The following is a 17,083-nucleotide window of genomic DNA, read 5'->3' on the forward strand; positions in this document are numbered from 1 at the left end:
AAATTAAAAACTGATGAAAAAAGAAAAGAAATTATTAATTTGGTCTTTTGGTACTTCTGATTTGTACTTGGATGGGAATACAATAAGAGATTCTTTTAGATCAACTACCAAAGAAATATCTGAAAATTTTGAGCAATATTATAGTGAATGAAGGATCCAAATGCCAATGATAGAAACTTTTGTAGCACAGTATTATGATGAAACTGAAATAGTAATTAAATGAATTTTTACTGATCAAAACTGATTTGAGCAAGATACAGTTTATTTAAAAGATGTTTTTGTGCAATTTATCAAAAAATGAAAAATATCAAATAAGCTAAGTTCTGCAAGAGAGCATATAATTTTGTCAGAAGCTAGAAGATTTGATATAATCAAAACTGAATTGGATTCTTTTTTTGAAAAAATCCTAAATGATATTTTTAAAGAAATTATGGTTAATTATACATCAGGTACTAAATGACTTAGTTCTGCATTATTATTTTCCTCATTTACAAAACTTGATTCATCAAAACTATCTTTTTATTATTGAGAACAAATAGATAAAGAAACTATATTTTTGAAGCAATCAAATATTGTGTCTTTCATACACCAACAAAATATAGATAAATTTTTGGAGAATAAAGATTTTGAATCTTGTATTTGATATATCTACAACAATAATATCAGATCTAATTTTGAAAAAGAAATGGATTATTGTGAATATATGTTTGCAAGACTTAATGCTGATTATAATAAATGTGAAGATATTTATAAAAAATGAAATTTATCTTCCAAATTTGCAATTACTAAAAATACTGTAAATAAAATACAAGAAATGATAAATTGAATAATTTTTACTTTTGACAAAAAAAGATATATTGAATTTTTGGGTAGGATATACAGTTTTACTGATGTAGGACTTAGATTTTTTATAAATAATTTTTTTGAAACTGATTATGAAAGTATAAAATACAAAGATTTACAAGAATTTGTAAATAAATACCCTGATTTGAAAGATTATTTGAATTCTTATGCTGTGTTTTTTAATTGAAAAAAATCAAATTTAAATTGGGATGTAGAAAATATAGATCATAGAGTTACATGAGTATGATTTATAAATACTAAAGTAATGTTGGCATTGCTTGATTTTATATCTATGAAAAACTGAGAACACAAAAAATATAAAGATTTTTTTGTAAGATTGGAAAAATTAAATGAATATAGAAACAATACTTTGATAGCTCATGGAACTAATCAAGTAAATCAAGAAATTATTTTTGATAAATATTGATATGATACTATTAGGGAAGATTTTATAGATATTTTGGAGAATGTTGTTTGAAAAAATAAACTTTGGATAGAGTTTTAATTTTTAAAATCTCAAATACTAATTTTCTTAAAAAATAGCCCTCTTTTTTTGACAAAGTTTTATTTTTGACTATAATCTACTTACTGTATTTTTTGCAGTATTTATATATTATTAAATAATTATCATGACAAAGAATCTTATAATAGCTTGATTTGTGCTTTTTGCTATATATGCAATATTGTTTATCTTGCAGGTATGGACAGGTTTTATAGATCCAATAACTTTTTTTAGATTATCAATAACTTTTTGAGTTCTAATTGCTATTGATGTTGTGATGATAATTATTATTTATACTTTGGATGAAGAGTCTTCATTAAAAAAATGAAAACATCTTTGATAAATTTATTTTTTTACAATATATATAATGGAACAATATAAAGTTGTAATATATCAAGAACCAATTTTGAGCTCCTTGTTTTTTTGAAGTGCTAAGATAGATCCAATAAAATTCGGAGATCTTTTGAATGAAAATGCAAAAGATGGGTGGATAGTACAAACAATGTCAAAAGAAAATAGAAGAATAATGTTGTTTTGGAAGAGAGAAGCACAAGTTGTTATTATGAAAAAACCTGCTTAATGATTTTAAATATAAAATATGTATATAAATTTATTTATATGCATATTTTTTTAAATAAAAACAAATAAGTAAAATGTTCATTTACCTTACCAAGAACTGACTCAATGTTAGCAAAAAATGATGAAAATTGATAATATATGATACAAATGATGATAATCAACAAGAAACTCCTATTAGTTTGATAGAGTAAGTTGTTATTTTTGGGAGAGTGCAACTTACTACAGATGTGATTAGAGAGTTTTTGAAATGAAAAATTCCTGTTTTTTTCTAAACATGGATCATATTTTGGCAAATTGGATAGTTTGGAACAAACAAATGTAGAACTGTTGTACAATCATATAAAAGCAAGCTTAGATCCTCAAATAGCATTGAAATATTCAAAAGCTATAATAAGCTCCAAAGTTTATAATAGTAGAGTAATGCTCCAAAGATGGACAAGATTCAAAGAAATATACTGAGCAGATAATCAAATACAAAGACTAAAAGAAGTTCAAACTGATATTGCCAAATGTGATAATATAGATGCTTTGAGATGATATGAATGAAGTTCAGCAAGAATATATTTTAATTGATTTGCAAAATTTATAAAAGAACCTTTCAAATTTGAATCAAGAAACCGTAGACCTCCCAAAGATCCAGTAAATGCAATGTTGAGCTTGTGATATACACTTTTGGCTCAAACTATTCAAATGATATTGGATATACAATGAATAAATACACAAATTGGTTTTTTTCATCAACCCAAAGATTTGAGAACTTTGCTTGTATTGGATATGATGGAAATGTATAGAGCTTGGATAGTGGATGATATGGTGCTAAGGATTTTAGAAAATTGAAAAATTAGATTAGAAAATTTTGAAATTATTGAAGATAATTCCAAAAGACCAGTATTGTTGGATGATGATTGACTAAAAGCTTTTTTGAGTGAATATTACAAAACTATATTTAAATGAAAAGATGAGATGAGTATTCATAATACTATGAAAAAACTGAAAATCATAGAAAAAAATATAGAAGCTTTCAAACAAACTTTAGTAAACAAAAGCTTTGATTATGAGGGTTTTAAGATTAAGTAGCGAAAAAATGTATTTAAGTATAAGTTATGATATTACAAATACCAAAGCAAGAAATAGGGTGGTGAAACTTTTGGAAAGCTATGGTTTTAGAGTCCAAAAGTCAGTTTTTGAAGTACAGTTGAATGATAGACAATTCAAAATATTGAAAAAACAACTCAAAAAGATTTTGGATTGGGCAAAAAAACAATATCCAGATGAGCATGAAAATATTGATTCTGTGAAATTCTATATTTTATCAAAAGTAGGTGAGTGAAATTTGGATGGTAGAGTAGATGGTATATGAGATGGTTATGAAAAAATATACTTTGAGGAATTTATGATAATATAATGATATTGAAAAAATTTAATAAAAATATATAAACTTGCTAATTGATTTTGATAATTTATAAAAAAGTATGCAAATTTTTCTCGGAAGAGGTCTTGATTGTGTTTTGTGCTATTTTATTTGTTTAAATTGTTTAATTTTGGAAAAAATAAAAATTTTCTCGGAAACTGTGCTTGAAAATAAGTTTGCAATTGTTATCATATACTTGCCTAAAAAGAAAAGCTCTTAAACAAGAGCATCGAAACCACCCGCTTAATTTCTTATCTGTACCCACCTAAGTAAAAAGAAAAGCTCTTAAACAAGAGCATCGAAACTTTATTTTATTCCAATCATTTTTTTCAAATACTCAATAAAAAGAAAAGCTCTTAAACAAGAGCATCGAAACTCACTAGCTTCAATTCATCCAATAGCCTCTATTGAGTCGTTGTAAAAAGAAAAGCTCTTAAACAAGAGCATCGAAACTTCACAAGAGATTTGATTAAAAAAGAATTTTTTCATTTTATAAAAAGAAAAGCTCTTAAACAAGAGCATCGAAACTCGTAGCCTGCCTTTTTTAGCAGGCCAAAGAAACTACTAAAAAGAAAAGCTCTTAAACAAGAGCATCGAAACTCTAAAGGAGTTGCAACCCAGTTTTCTCAAACTTGATTATAAAAAGAAAAGCTCTTAAACAAGAGCATCGAAACAAGAACTGGTCTATCTGCTTACTAATTTCTTTAATATCTCTAAAAAGAAAAGCTCTTAAACAAGAGCATCGAAACCTCATTTATACAAGTTATCATCACAACTTTCACTTATTACTAAAAAGAAAAGCTCTTAAACAAGAGCATCGAAACTTTCTAATTTCTCAAACCTTTCTTTCTCTTCTTGTAAAAAGAAAAGCTCTTAAACAAGAGCATCGAAACTTGCTTCGCATATTGAGCAACAGGTAAAGATACAATATAAAAAGAAAAGCTCTTAAACAAGAGCATCGAAACAAATCTGAAATCAATCTTTTCTTGTTTTATCCATTTCATCTAAAAAGAAAAGCTCTTAAACAAGAGCATCGAAACCACCATGTTAAAAGCAAAAATAAACCTTACCTAAAAAGGTAAAAAGAAAAGCTCTTAAACAAGAGCATCGAAACATTTCATCTTCCTTGATTATATAATTATCGTTGTAAAAAGAAAAGCTCTTAAACAAGAGCATCGAAACTTTACTCTTATACATTTATTATTATAATTAAGAATTAAATAAAAAGAAAAGCTCTTAAACAAGAGCATCGAAACATAAACAACATCAGGCAAGTCTAATCACAACATATCTTTGATAAAAAGAAAAGCTCTTAAACAAGAGCATCGAAACAATAAAAATAATATTTTTTGAATGTGTCTTTCGTTATTTTAAAAAGAAAAGCTCTTAAACAAGAGCATCGAAACTCAAAAAGAGTAGAGTATTCCTTTACCACTTTAGTAAACATAAAAAGAAAAGCTCTTAAACAAGAGCATCGAAACTTTAGTAAAGAAAGATTCTATTTCAGGACAATAGAAAATAAAAAGAAAAGCTCTTAAACAAGAGCATCGAAACTATATATATTTTTTTTCTGTTTTTTGATCAAAAATTAAAAAAAGAAAAGCTCTTAAACAAGAGCATCGAAACCGTGTGTGTCTTTTATTTTCATCTTTATTTTTTTGGGTCTTGGGTACTTTAGCCTAAAGAAGAAGTAAAATTTTTACATAATTTCATTAGTTGTTTATATTTATTTTGTTTCAATAATCAACAATTAAATCTCCATTCACATTCTTTTAGGTATATATCATAATATTCCTTTTTGATTCAGTTAAATTTAGCCAATCTTCTTTTACAATAGCTTCGAAAACTTTCTATTCAATTTATATGTTGTTTTCATCTAGCAAACTCATTATTACTATGTATAACTCTATAGTGTTTCTTGTATCATAAGTCTACTAATCAATCATAACTTTTCCAGTAGTCTGTGTTTATCTTGCTGTTCTCTAAACTTACTTTATCTCTTATAATTGGTATTAAAGTTTCTGCTGAACAATCAGGAACTATACGCACATAAACTTCTCACTCTCTCTTCAATAGTCATAAAACTTTAATTTTTCAACTAGCTCAACGTCATCTTTTTCACCTAACTCTTCTAGCTCCAAAGTAGCTCTCATCTATCTCTACTACTCATCATCGTATCTCTAAATCTGTTTCTTTACTATGGTTGTATATTACTTCTCTAAAGTATTTATACCACCTATTTACTGTTTTTCTTTCAATATTTAATAAATTACTTGTTGTTGAAGCAGTCAAATCTTCACAAAATAGCTTCATAATTTGTCTTGTTTTTTGTACACTCAAATGGCTATTTTTTCTATAAGGGTTTTTCATAGTTATGACCTAGTATAATTAATTTCTTTTTGCTTTCAAGTACTCTAGACCCTAATTTTTTTCAGGTTCATATACATTTTCCCATGCAACATTTTTTTTGTGTTAAAAATATCAATTAAGAATTGCTTCATTCTTTCTCTAATATAATTAGTGACTCCTGGTGGAGTTTTAGGTTTGTTGATAACAGTAATAGATCTCATACTATTATTTTGTGAATCTATTAAAAATTAATAAGAGTTCTAACAGCATCTTCTAATTCTTCTTCTTGTGATCTTTCTGCTGTTTGATATTCTTCAGGAGAGAGTTGTATGTACCTATATAAAGATTCAAATGCTTTTTCTCTGTTTACATGTTTGTGTGGGTTCATGTAGTCTGATTCTTCAAATGGATAGAGGCTATAATTTTTAGCTGCATCTGCATATTTTTTGAACCAATCATCATTGTTTACATCCATAAAGTTAGTGAAGTTTTCATTTCTTGTGGTGTCAAAAAATCTTCCATACATTGCAAGTAGTTCTGCTTTTTCAATTGGTTGATTTGCATTAGCATGAGTTCATCAGGCTCATTTTACTATTCAGTCTTTATAGGCTTTGAATACATATGGTGCATACCGTTCATTTCAACTTATATCTTCTAGGAATCTTCATTTTTCTTCAATATACTCATTCATTTCTTCTTTAAATTTCTCTGTTTCAGCTCAATGTTTATGTCTAGCTAGGATGGTTATAACTTCAGATCTTTCTATGTTGTCTTTTGGCATAAGTTTTCAGTTGTGTCATTGAACTATTCTTTGTTCATTCAAATATTTCATACTATTTCAGTAATTATCGTTAATACTATAATCAGTAAATACTTCTGAGTTTACATTTTTGCTTCATCTTAGTGTTTGTCAATCTGCTTCAAATTTAGCTTTTAATTTGTAATCCTCAGCTTTGGGTGATTTTATATCAAAATCGATACTTTCTTTGTCTCATTCTGCTTTTTTACTTCATATATCATTTTCATTTCAGTCATTGTCAACAAGTGTTATAGATAACTTTCATTCCATTGGTCTATTTAATTTTCATCAGTACTGATCCATTAAATATACAGAAAAATTTTCTTCTTTTGTTGTGTATATTGTATTTGGTCATTCTATTGAAAGTCAGTATGCTTCAGCACTTTCTTCATATACACTAAAATAAAAATCTTTTTTATTTTTCCCATCATTAAATATTATCCTTCAGTTTCACATATTTTGGGCAAGTATATTTACAGTTTGTTTTTCTCAATCCTCGGGTGAAATTGTAGTTTTTGAAGGTTCAAGTACATTATTATTAGTAGTTATAGTGATTTGTCATTGTTCTCAGCTAGTTTCAACTTCAAATTCAATGTTATCTCATTTTATAAGCTCTTCTCATATTTTTGGATTGTAAATGTTTTGTATTTTAAATGGTTCTTTTTCTTCTCAAGCAGCCTCATGGGTATATTCATCTCAAAGTTCTCAGACTATTTGATCTAATAAATCATCATCTTCAGTTTTGTCCTCTTCTTCCACTTCTTCCATTATTTCTTCAGCTTCTTCTTCTTCAACTTCTTCCATTTCTTCTTCGTAGTCTGTGTCAATTTCCTCAAATGCATCAGTAACAGGTTGTAGGTTGTTTTCTATAAAGCTTATTGGATTTTTTGTGCTATTTTTAACTCACTCAATTGTGCCGTTTTGCCATTCTTCCCGTAGTTTATTAGCCATTTCAATATCTGAAATATCTTCAATATCTCATAATGTGTTTATTTGAAAATGAAGGTGAGACACGGTTGTTGTTCAGCTTGTTCAAACAGTTCATATATTTTCTCATCTATTTATAATGTCTCATTTTTCTATATTATTATCAATTTCATCTAGATGAGCATAGAATGTAGCTAATAATTCTCACTCAAAATTGGTTCAAATTATTACATAGTTTCAAAATCATCAATTTCATTCTTGTTTGTCAAGTACAATTCAGTTCATGCTATTGTATACAGGAGTTCATTTAGGGTTTACTATATCTATTCCTGCATGAGTTCAAGTTCATTCATCCCATCGTTTACAATTGTTTTGATTGCATTCATAGCTTGCGGTCCATAATGTTGTGAGTAATCTTTTATAAAAGGTAACTTTTTGTCTTTCTAGAGGATTTGAAACAGTTTCCCATATTCTATTTGGATTTACAAATCTATACTGATCAACAATATGAGAAACTTCATTTGGAAATGGTGTCCTTTTATCTTCTGGTACCTCATCCCATGATTTATTTCTCACTGATTGATAATTGTGAACTCTTCATCGATCTACTACTTTTCTAAATGGCCATATAGCCTGTTCGTCTTTTATTTCATCCTTTTCATCAAGTATTTTTTCTGTTGTAACTAGTCATTTTCAGTATTTTGAAATATCTGTAAAAAAATTTTGAGTACTAGTATCTATACTAAAAATGTAAATTCAAAAAGCAAATACAATAGTTAAGACTCATACTTTTTTGAAAAATAGATTTTTGCTCTTATTTATTTTTTTTATTTTTATGTTTTTCATTTTGTTTTTTGTTTATATAAAATTCAACATAATTAATATTTTAACATCTTATATTATAACTAAATATTAAATATTTGTCAAAAAATGTATTTTTTATTTGAAAAAATAAAATCTTTTTTTAATATGTATAATGTTTTATTATAAAAAATGCCAATGTTGAAAACTTTTGCAATTGAAACTAGTTGTGATGATACCTGTGTGGCGATTGTAGAGTACTATGATTGAGTTATAAAAACTAATAATAGTTTTTCGTATTCACAAATTGCAGATCATCAAAAATATTGATGAGTTGTCCCAGAAGTTGCCTCAAGAATACACAATGAAAAGATCTTACAATTAATTCAAAAAGTTGGAATTGATAATATAAAATGATGTGATTTTATTAGTTATACTTCAACCCCAGGTTTGCCTTGATCTTTGTTGGTTTGAGCAACAACTGCAAACATGCTTTCAAATTTTTTATCAAAACAGTTAGTGTCAGTAAATCATATTTATTGACATATATTCTCATTGTTTTTGGATAGAAAAATAGAAAGTATTAAATTTCCAATGGTTGTGTTAACTGCATCTGGTTGACACAATGATATATATTTTGTAGATAAAACAGATTGAAAAAATACGGATCTATGAAAATATAAAATAAAAAAAATTTGACAAACAATAGATGATGCTTCATGAGAAGCTTTTGATAAGGTTTCTAAAATGCTTGGATGACCATATCCTTGAGGTGGATGGATTTATGAAAAAGCTAAAAAATGAGTTTCAAAATATGATATAACTCCAACTTTTTTGAAAAAAGATGAATTCAATTTTAGTTTTTCTTGAACCAAATCAAAAGTATATTATATTATAAAAAACTTACAAAAAGAAAAACAAAATCTATCAGAGCAAGATGTGTATGATATAGCTTATGCATTTCAAGAGTGAGTAGTAGAGGTGTTATCAAAAAAACTATTGTCTGCTGCAAACAAATATTCTGCTAAAACTGTTGGGTTAGCCTGAGGGGTGTCTGCTAATAGTAGGCTATTGGATTATTTTCAAGATCTCAAAAAACAAAAATGAAACAAAAAATTAGAATTACTTGTGCCTGCTGAGAAGTATTACTGTACTGATAATGCTTGTATGATTTGAGCTGCTGGTATATTGTCCAAACTATTTTAGTGTTATAAATCAACTTAATTATGAGGTGATCAAAAGTTTTGTATCTAATAGTGTCTTTGTTTTTGATTTTATGAGCAGTAATATTTTATTTTACCTATAAAGCTGAAAAAGAGTTTCAAGAAAGATTAGATGAGGTAGGAAAGACAATGGATAAAAAAGATTCTAAGGTGTATCAAGAAATTGAGGAAGATATAAATATAGAAGAAACTGAAGATGCACAAAAAAAAGATGAAAAAAAGGATATACAAGATGATATTGAAGATTCAATTGAAGAAGATATTCAAAAACAGCTTGATGTTGAGGGTGTATATGAAGATGTTTCTGAATCTCAACTACAAGAACTACAAAGTGAGTATTCAGACAATATATGAGTTAATGAGGATTTTTGAAGACTTCGTATTCTTGAAGATATATATGAAAAACAGCCTTCAAAAGAGATTTTGGTATTATTAGTTGAAGGGTTTGCATGAGTAAAAGATTATGATACAGCATTGGAGTATCTGAAAGATCTTTATTCTCAAGATCCTGAACTTGCTGATATGGATATATATCTTCTTTTTGAAGTGTTTCTTAATTCTATGTCTTTTTCAAGAAATAATTTAGAGCAAATTCAATCTATTGCTGAAAGTTATAATCAAGACTGATATCTTTCTGACTGAGACAAAATTTTTTTCAACTCTTTGATATCTCTTGTTCATTTTGAGTATGAAGATTTTTTTGAGAAAGTTGAAAAAATAGAAGACGGAAAATATTTGGATTTTAAAGATGATATAAGAATGATAAAACAACAATATGAAAACTTTAAAGATGCTGAAGAGTATTATATAAATTGATTATTGAGTTTTGTGTTGTATCAACATTGATATTATAAAATAGCAAAAAGAATAGCTATGGATGTTTTGGAAGAGAATAGTAGTTATATTTTACCTAACCAAGTTTTGTGATATTCGAATTTTTTGATGTGAAATTTTGAAGAGGCAAATGATTTTTTTAGAAGCTTGCTTGATTATGATTCTACTAATTTTTCATTGTATAACTTTTTCATTGGTATATCTTATTTTTGGCTTTGAGAATATGCTAGGGCTGTAACTTTTCTTTCCCAGGTAGAAAATCATGATGAAATACTAGATGTAAAAAGATATTTAATAGTTTCTTATAAAAATCTTGAGCAATACTGAAATATGATGGATTATTTTCAAAAACTTTTGGAGTTGGGAAAACCTTTAACTGAGTATGACTATTATACTTTTTTTGATGTAGTTTTTTATCAGCCATGGAAAAAATCAGATTCATTTGATTTACTTAAATCAAATCCAAGGCTTGTAGTAGATTACATAAGTTGATGTTATGAACATATGGATGAAAATAAATTTCCTTGTAGATATGCAAGGTGATGATTTCATTTTGCTAGGTGACAATACGATATATGAATTAGATATCTAGAACATATTGTAGAAGAATTTCCAAGAAATTATATTTTTGAGGCAATAGGTGATTATTACTATGAAAAAGAAGAGTTTGATAAGGCAAGAAAAAATTATATTCTAGCCATAAGGTATTCAACTGATTCTGAAGAAAGAAAAACTTTAAGAGACAATATTTATAATATAATATTAGAGCAGAAATAATTTGGGTGTATGTTCTAAAAAAGTATTGAAAAAATTTAAAAAATAACTATTTTATATTTATCTTTATTAATGTTTTACAATTTTGATGTGGGAGGTAATATTCAACATAAGTTTGCATGTTATAGTAATTTTATGAGCAGTTTGTACAATTATTGTTTTTTTTATATTAATAAAGATATTGTTGATTTTGTCAAAGATAAATTATATTTTATCTGATGTGTTGAATAATTATAATATTTTAAAAAATATTATTTATTCTCCTATAAATAAACTGAAAAAAATATTTAAAAATTAATTTAAAAAAAATGACATCAGTTAATGATCTATTAGTGAAAATGATAAAAGAAATTGACTTGTTTAAGGATTTTTCTGATGATGATATATTGGATTTAGCAAATAGTTTTGTGTTAAAATATTATCCATCTTGAAGCCTTATAATAAGAGAGTGAGAAAAGCCCAATAGTATATATATATTAAAAAACTGAATATTAGAAGCAAAAAAATCGCATTGATTGTCTAGTATTCATTTGTGAGATATAAATCCTTGAGAAATATTTTGAGAAATGTCCTATATAAAATGAGGAAACTCAATGGCAAGTGTTACTTCAAAAGAGGATAGTGATGTATGGCAAATAAGTGTTGAAGATTTTGATAGGTTTATAAAATCAAATCCTGGATTGATGGATAGTATATATGAAACTATGAAAAAAAGGGAAGAAATGAATAGTTCTTCTTCTTTCAATAAAGTTTCTAATAATAAACAAGATGATGATATAGACGACATTAAAATTAATATTTAGTTTATTTATGTAAAATTATATGTTTGTAAGGTATAAAAGTTTATTTATCTATTTTTTTGTTTTCATTTTATGATTGTTTTCTATATTTTTTATAGGATATGAGTTTGATGAAGCTTCATGAGAAGATGAAATGAAAATAACTTCCAATTGAATAGCTCATTTTAAAAAGTGACTTGATGTTGCTTGATGAGTTAGACTTACTTATAGAATAGATTATTCAAGATATGAGCAGATATATCAGGATGAGCAAAGACTTGAAGAAGTAAAAAGTAATGTAGAGTCTATAATTTTGCAAAATATAGATGATAGGATATCTGCTTTGGGAGTTAGTGATTATTCAAGTTATATTCAATCTATTTGAGAAGAGGATTATGTGGTCGTAGAAATAGGATGAGTTCAAGATATAGATGCAGCAAAAGATATAATATGAAAAACAGTAGAGTTAGAGTTTAAAGTGCCTTTTGAAGATGAAGATAGAGATGATGAAACCAAAGATTCAAGACAATTGTTATCTGAAGAATTTCTAACTCAGCTGGTTAATGAAGAAAGTAGCTTTGAAGAAATATATCAAGAAAATCAAGACAATTGAGTGAGGTTGAATACACATCAATGAGATGATATAGATGAATTTCCTTCATATATTCAAGAAAATTATGATGAACTTGTAGAGTGATGACAATGACATATTCTTCCTTCATTAGTAGAAGATGAAGAAGAGGAAAGTTGGTATATTTTATGATTTGAATGACAACAAGAGTGAAATTATTCATTTTTGGCTTTAGAAGTTGATTATTATCCTCAATGGCATGCTGCAAGAGATCCTGAGTCTGGACAGATATTGAATGCTGCATTTTTTAACTATGCTAGTGTTGATTCTTCTGAAACAGGTCGTCCAGTTGTTTTGGTTAGATTTAATTCTGAGTGATGACAGATATTTTGTAATCTTACTAATCAGCATGTTGGTGAACAAATGGCAATTTTTGTTGGCTGACAACTTAGGACAGCTCCAGTTATAAGAGAAAGTATTTGTGGTTGAACAGCTCAGATAGATGGTGATTTTGATTCACAGTGAGCTAGAGAGCTTGCTGATAGTTTAAACGAATGAGCAATGCCGGCCCCATTACTTTTGTCTCAAGAAGAAATGGTTTCTCCTACATTGTGAGAAAATGCTCTTAATGCGGCTTTGATTGCTGCTTGAGTTTGATTTTTCTTGATATTTATTTTCATGATATTTTTCTATGGTTGGAAGATGTGATTAGTTTCTTTGATTACGTTACTATTTTTTCTAACAATTCTTTTCTGACTTGTTAAGGTGCTTTGATATGCGTTATCCCTTAGTTGAATAGCTGCAGTAATATTGAGTATATGAATAGCTGTGGATGCAAATGTGCTTATTTTTGAAAGAGTTAGAGAAGAAATGAAATCTTGAAAATGAAAAATATTGTCAATACATGACTGATTTGCAAGAAGTATATCGGCAATAAGAGACTGAAATCTTACTACTTGATTGATTGGTCTTCTTCTATTTATGATATGAACAAATGTGTTTAGAGGTTTTGGTACTATGATGATAGTAAATATTGCTTTGATACTAGCAGTAGTTGTGCCGTTGACGAAATTGCTTTTGCTTTTAATTTATGATTATACTGAAGAAGATTCTACTGAAGAAGCTACTAGTGTTGTTCAAGCATAATTTAATGAAGTAAGTAATAATCTTAATGAAATTGTCAGCTATTTTTTTGTGGATTTTGATATTTGTGTTGTTATTTTTTGGGTGACAGGTTTTTTTCTGATATATTGCTAATCATCCATATTATATAGAAAAAATTACTGATTGATGAAATTGGTGAGTTTTGATATTTACATTTATAGCTTCTTTAATACCAGTTTTTTATTTATTTGCATCAAAAAAATTTAATTTTATAAAATTTTTGATATATATTATTTTATGATTGTATTTTTTTGGATTGTTGTTATTATCTGTAAAGGAATGAATAGTTTGAAGTGGTTTGATAATGTTGTTTGTAAATGTTTTAATACTTTCTTTCCTAATACTGGCTTTCCTATTGTCAACTTATTCTTATTGAGAATACTTCAAAGAAAAAGTTTTGAAACTAAAAACATATAGTATTTATGACATATTTTTGTCTTTTGGTGTGGGTCTTAGCTGACTTTTGATTTTAATTTTTATTTTGATGAGTTTCAATCTTTTGTATCCTTTGGTGTCATATATTATTTTTATATGATGACTAGTTTTAGCTTACTATCAAAAAGACAACTTAATTTTAGTTAAGAGTAAGTTTGAAGAAATATTACTTAGTTTAAGAGAATTTAAAAACAAATCAAAAATAGTTTCTTATTTGGGTGTCTTTCTTCTGATAGTATCTATATTGTATTTTTATTTCTGATTTATGTTGTCTTTTATACCATATCCAACTGCTTGGGATGCAAATCATGCATATATGTTTAATCCAAAAGTTTGGGCAATGAATGCTTGATTTTATTGGTGATGAGATTGACCTTCTGCAAGTTTTCAGCTTTGGTATTCATATATAACATATTGGTTTTCACTTGCTTTACCTTTGTGATCAGTTCTTTGGATATCAGCTGATAGTATTGCTACAGTTACTAACTTTTTTAGTTGAGTTTTTGTGTTATTATTCTTTTTGGCTTTATCAAAAGAAGTTTTGAATTATTTTTCTTCAGATGAAACTACTGACAATGCTGATAGGTCTCTAATGGTTTTTTATTTTGCTTGGCTTTTGATACTATTGTGGCTTACTAGTGGAATGTGAGCTTTCTTGGTTTTTGTTGACAATAAAACTGATATGTGAGTGTTGGCTATAATAATACTTGCTATGTATAGTTGATTTGTTTGATTAAAGTCGGTAAAAGATGCAAACAAAAACAATGAATCAGTTTTGCAAAAATATACTCTTACCAAGTTTTGAATTTCGTGATTTTTATTTGCTATGGCAGTGATGGCTAAGCCTACAGCCTTTTTGGATGCTGTATGATTTGGTTTACTTTTGACCTGGATGTGGATATGAATAATTGCTGTAATTTCAGTGTTTTTCATAATAATATGACTTCTCTCATTTGTAGAGTTTAGATGAATCAAATGATATATAACTCCTCAAACTGGTATTTTTAGTTTTATATTGTGAATTGTTTGATTTGCGGGTGGAACTTTTCTAAGTTTTATGAAAAAATCTATGAATTACTTTTTGCTTATGTTGGCTTGGTGATGAGTTTTCGTAGCTTCTTTGCTTTTGTTTAAATGAAGTTTTGTATTATTTGAATATCATCAAGACTGAGAAGAATTTAATATTATTGATTTTGCAGATGATGTTTTCTTGTCTTACAATAGTTTTTCTTCTGAAGATGAAGAATCAAAAACTCAGGATAAAACAAAAAAATCAACTTTACTTGCCTCAACTCAACCTGTTGCCAATACAAATAGTTGTACATTGGATAATTATGATGAAGATGACTTGTATGAAAATGTAGAAAGTTATGATGGAGATACTCGTGGAGAAGATGTGGGAAGATATGTTGGATACTGACACCATGATTTTGAAAATCCTTGGTGGGGTATGTTTTTCCCTAGATGAGATTATTGTCTTTGATTTAATGAGGATGCTAAAAAGGTTTGTTGAAATTTTGTTGCAATAGCACAAAATGATCAGTCTACAATAGAGAATATGATAGATCAAATTGAAGACGACTATCTTGTTGAACTTTTGGAGTGACAAGCTCAAGGTGAGAATAATACCGGTGATATCCAGCAGTATTATCAATCTTATGTGATGAGAATTAGTTCAGACAATCAAGATCAGGTAGTAAGTATTCCTTACAACTACCTTGTGCCTTTCAATCTAACATTCAACTGGTCTTTGCAAAACCTAAGTAGCTATTATACAGATGTTTGATATATCTGGTTGATACTAAAGTTTATTATGATAGTTTGACTTATTTACTCTTTGATAGCAAGAGACAGGTTTTTGATATGATTTATATTAGTTTCCAGTCTCATTTGGAGTATATGGTTTTTTATATGATGATGAATACTTTGGTATTGAATAGGTTTAATTGTATGGACAATCTTATCATTTATTTTGATTTTTGATAAAATCACCAGGAATATCAACTGGGATGATTATCCAACAAGGTTTTGATATCATACTTTAGTAGCTTTATTTTTGATTTTTGGGATTTTGTGAATTGTTTTCAATTTTATAAGAATATCAACTCAATGAGGTTCTTGACCTTTTATGTGGTACAAGCAATCTAGTGGTATAAAGCAAACAATAGATGAACAGTTGCAACCACAGAATTCCATAAAAACTCCTTATGTCAAAGAAGATATATTTGATCTGCAGTTTGGTCATTACAATGAATTCATTGAAGCCTCAGATAGTAGAGAGGAATGAGAAGTAACTTTTATAGCAGGTACTTATGCAAGGTATTTTTTGGAAAATCAAAAGTATATAGAAACTGATCAGTTTTTGACTGATATGTGGGAGTTGTTCTCAGATAATGATATATGTAAATCTTATCTTAGGTTAAAAAACGAGGATATAAAGTACATTGCAATAGATCCCAATATATGAACAGTTGTTATGTGAGATGGAAATGTTAGTTTGTTCAATAGATTTTTTGGAGAAATAGAAGATGATCAAATAGTGAATGATTGAGTTATGACTATGTTGCTTAATTTATCAAATAAATGATATATAGATCATATCTCATCAAATAATATATGAGCTAAGTATGCTTTTGAGTTGTCTGATGAGGAGTTGAAACTGGCTGAATGAGTTGATGAAGATAATGTAGACTTAATCAGAGCAAAAATTTCTGTACCAAGATACTGGGAAGATAATATATGAGAGTATGTAAATGTGATAGTTGAATTGTTTGATTATAGGATCAGGAATAATCCCGAGTATGCGATTTCTGATATTGCAAGTATATTGTGAAAACAGGTAGATTCTCAAGAAGTAGCTAGTTTAGCAAATTCTATAATGGAATGAGCTCATTTTGGTATTGCAAGCATAGAAAATCTTGATTATGAAGAAAGAAATGTTTTGACAGAATATTTGTGATTGATAGAGCTAATGGAGACAAATCAGCATAATTATTCTCAAGCAATTCATTGATTGGTAAATAGAAGTATTTCAGGCTCTTCTCAAATAATTACTCTTGGTGTAGAACATTAGTTAGAATACATTATAAATG

The 17,083-nt window shown here is 27.6% G+C and carries 12 protein-coding genes and 1 CRISPR repeat array; of the genes, 10 read left to right on the forward strand and 2 right to left on the reverse strand.

Going from position 1 to position 17,083, the window contains the following annotated elements; translation table 25 throughout:
* Positions 1 to 13: 13 nt before the first annotated feature.
* The 5 genes from HLG78_RS04015 (at position 14) to cas2 (ending at position 3,329) form a co-directional block, all read left to right on the forward strand.
* Positions 14 to 1,348, forward strand: coding sequence for a hypothetical protein (locus tag HLG78_RS04015; RefSeq protein ID WP_231176331.1), 1,335 nt, complete (start codon positions 14 to 16; stop codon positions 1,346 to 1,348).
* A 124-nt stretch (positions 1,349 to 1,472) separates the two neighbouring features.
* Positions 1,473 to 1,688 carry a hypothetical protein gene (locus tag HLG78_RS04020; protein WP_231176332.1) on the forward strand — a complete coding sequence of 72 codons (216 nt, stop codon included), beginning with the start codon at positions 1,473 to 1,475 and terminating at the stop codon, positions 1,686 to 1,688.
* A gap of 24 nt (positions 1,689 to 1,712) precedes the next feature.
* Complete coding sequence (locus HLG78_RS04025) at positions 1,713 to 1,925, forward strand: DUF4177 domain-containing protein (RefSeq protein ID WP_231176333.1); 213 nt, start codon at positions 1,713 to 1,715, stop codon at positions 1,923 to 1,925.
* A gap of 224 nt (positions 1,926 to 2,149) precedes the next feature.
* Positions 2,150 to 3,001 carry a CRISPR-associated endonuclease Cas1 gene (cas1, locus tag HLG78_RS04030; protein ID WP_231176334.1) on the forward strand — a complete coding sequence of 284 codons (852 nt, stop codon included), beginning with the start codon at positions 2,150 to 2,152 and terminating at the stop codon, positions 2,999 to 3,001.
* Between the two features lie 7 nt (positions 3,002 to 3,008).
* Positions 3,009 to 3,329 carry a CRISPR-associated endonuclease Cas2 gene (gene cas2, locus HLG78_RS04035; protein WP_231176335.1) on the forward strand — a complete coding sequence of 107 codons (321 nt, stop codon included), beginning with the start codon at positions 3,009 to 3,011 and terminating at the stop codon, positions 3,327 to 3,329.
* A gap of 207 nt (positions 3,330 to 3,536) precedes the next feature.
* A CRISPR array of direct repeats spans positions 3,537 to 4,961; the repeat unit is 35 nt; unit sequence TAAAAAGAAAAGCTCTTAAACAAGAGCATCGAAAC.
* A 48-nt stretch (positions 4,962 to 5,009) separates the two neighbouring features.
* Here cas2 and HLG78_RS04040 read toward each other — a convergent pair.
* Positions 5,010 to 5,705 (reverse strand): IS1595 family transposase, encoded by a 696-nt coding sequence (locus tag HLG78_RS04040; protein WP_231176336.1) that lies wholly within the window; start codon positions 5,703 to 5,705, stop codon positions 5,010 to 5,012.
* Positions 5,706 to 5,925: 220 nt separating this feature from the next.
* A complete protein-coding gene (locus HLG78_RS04045) occupies positions 5,926 to 8,256 on the reverse strand; it encodes a M23 family metallopeptidase (protein ID WP_231176337.1) in 2,331 nt (776 codons plus the stop codon).
* Positions 8,257 to 8,409: 153 nt separating this feature from the next.
* Here HLG78_RS04045 and tsaD point away from each other — a divergent pair, with 153 nt between their 5' ends.
* The 5 genes from tsaD to HLG78_RS04070 all read left to right on the forward strand — a co-directional run bounded on the left by tsaD (position 8,410) and on the right by HLG78_RS04070 (position 17,064).
* A complete protein-coding gene (tsaD, locus tag HLG78_RS04050; RefSeq protein ID WP_231176338.1) occupies positions 8,410 to 9,417 on the forward strand; it encodes a tRNA (adenosine(37)-N6)-threonylcarbamoyltransferase complex transferase subunit TsaD in 1,008 nt (335 codons plus the stop codon).
* A gap of 20 nt (positions 9,418 to 9,437) precedes the next feature.
* On the forward strand, positions 9,438 to 11,045 hold the full coding sequence (locus tag HLG78_RS04055; protein WP_231176339.1) for a tetratricopeptide repeat protein: 1,608 nt from the start codon (positions 9,438 to 9,440) through the stop codon (positions 11,043 to 11,045).
* Positions 11,046 to 11,350: 305 nt separating this feature from the next.
* Entirely contained in the window at positions 11,351 to 11,845 is a 495-nt protein-coding gene (locus tag HLG78_RS04060; RefSeq protein WP_231176340.1) for a cyclic nucleotide-binding domain-containing protein, read from the forward strand.
* Positions 11,846 to 11,918: 73 nt separating this feature from the next.
* Positions 11,919 to 13,538 (forward strand): protein translocase subunit SecD, encoded by a 1,620-nt coding sequence (gene secD, locus HLG78_RS04065; RefSeq protein WP_231176341.1) that lies wholly within the window; start codon positions 11,919 to 11,921, stop codon positions 13,536 to 13,538.
* 25 nt (positions 13,539 to 13,563) lie between these two features.
* Positions 13,564 to 17,064, forward strand: a complete 3,501-nt coding sequence (locus HLG78_RS04070) for a V-type ATP synthase subunit I domain-containing protein (protein WP_231176342.1) — start codon at positions 13,564 to 13,566, stop codon at positions 17,062 to 17,064.
* Positions 17,065 to 17,083 lie beyond the last annotated feature (19 nt).

Origin of the sequence: Candidatus Absconditicoccus praedator (genome assembly GCF_021057185.1) — a bacterium.
Taxonomy (GTDB): domain Bacteria; phylum Patescibacteriota; class Gracilibacteria; order Absconditabacterales; family Absconditicoccaceae; genus Absconditicoccus; species Absconditicoccus praedator.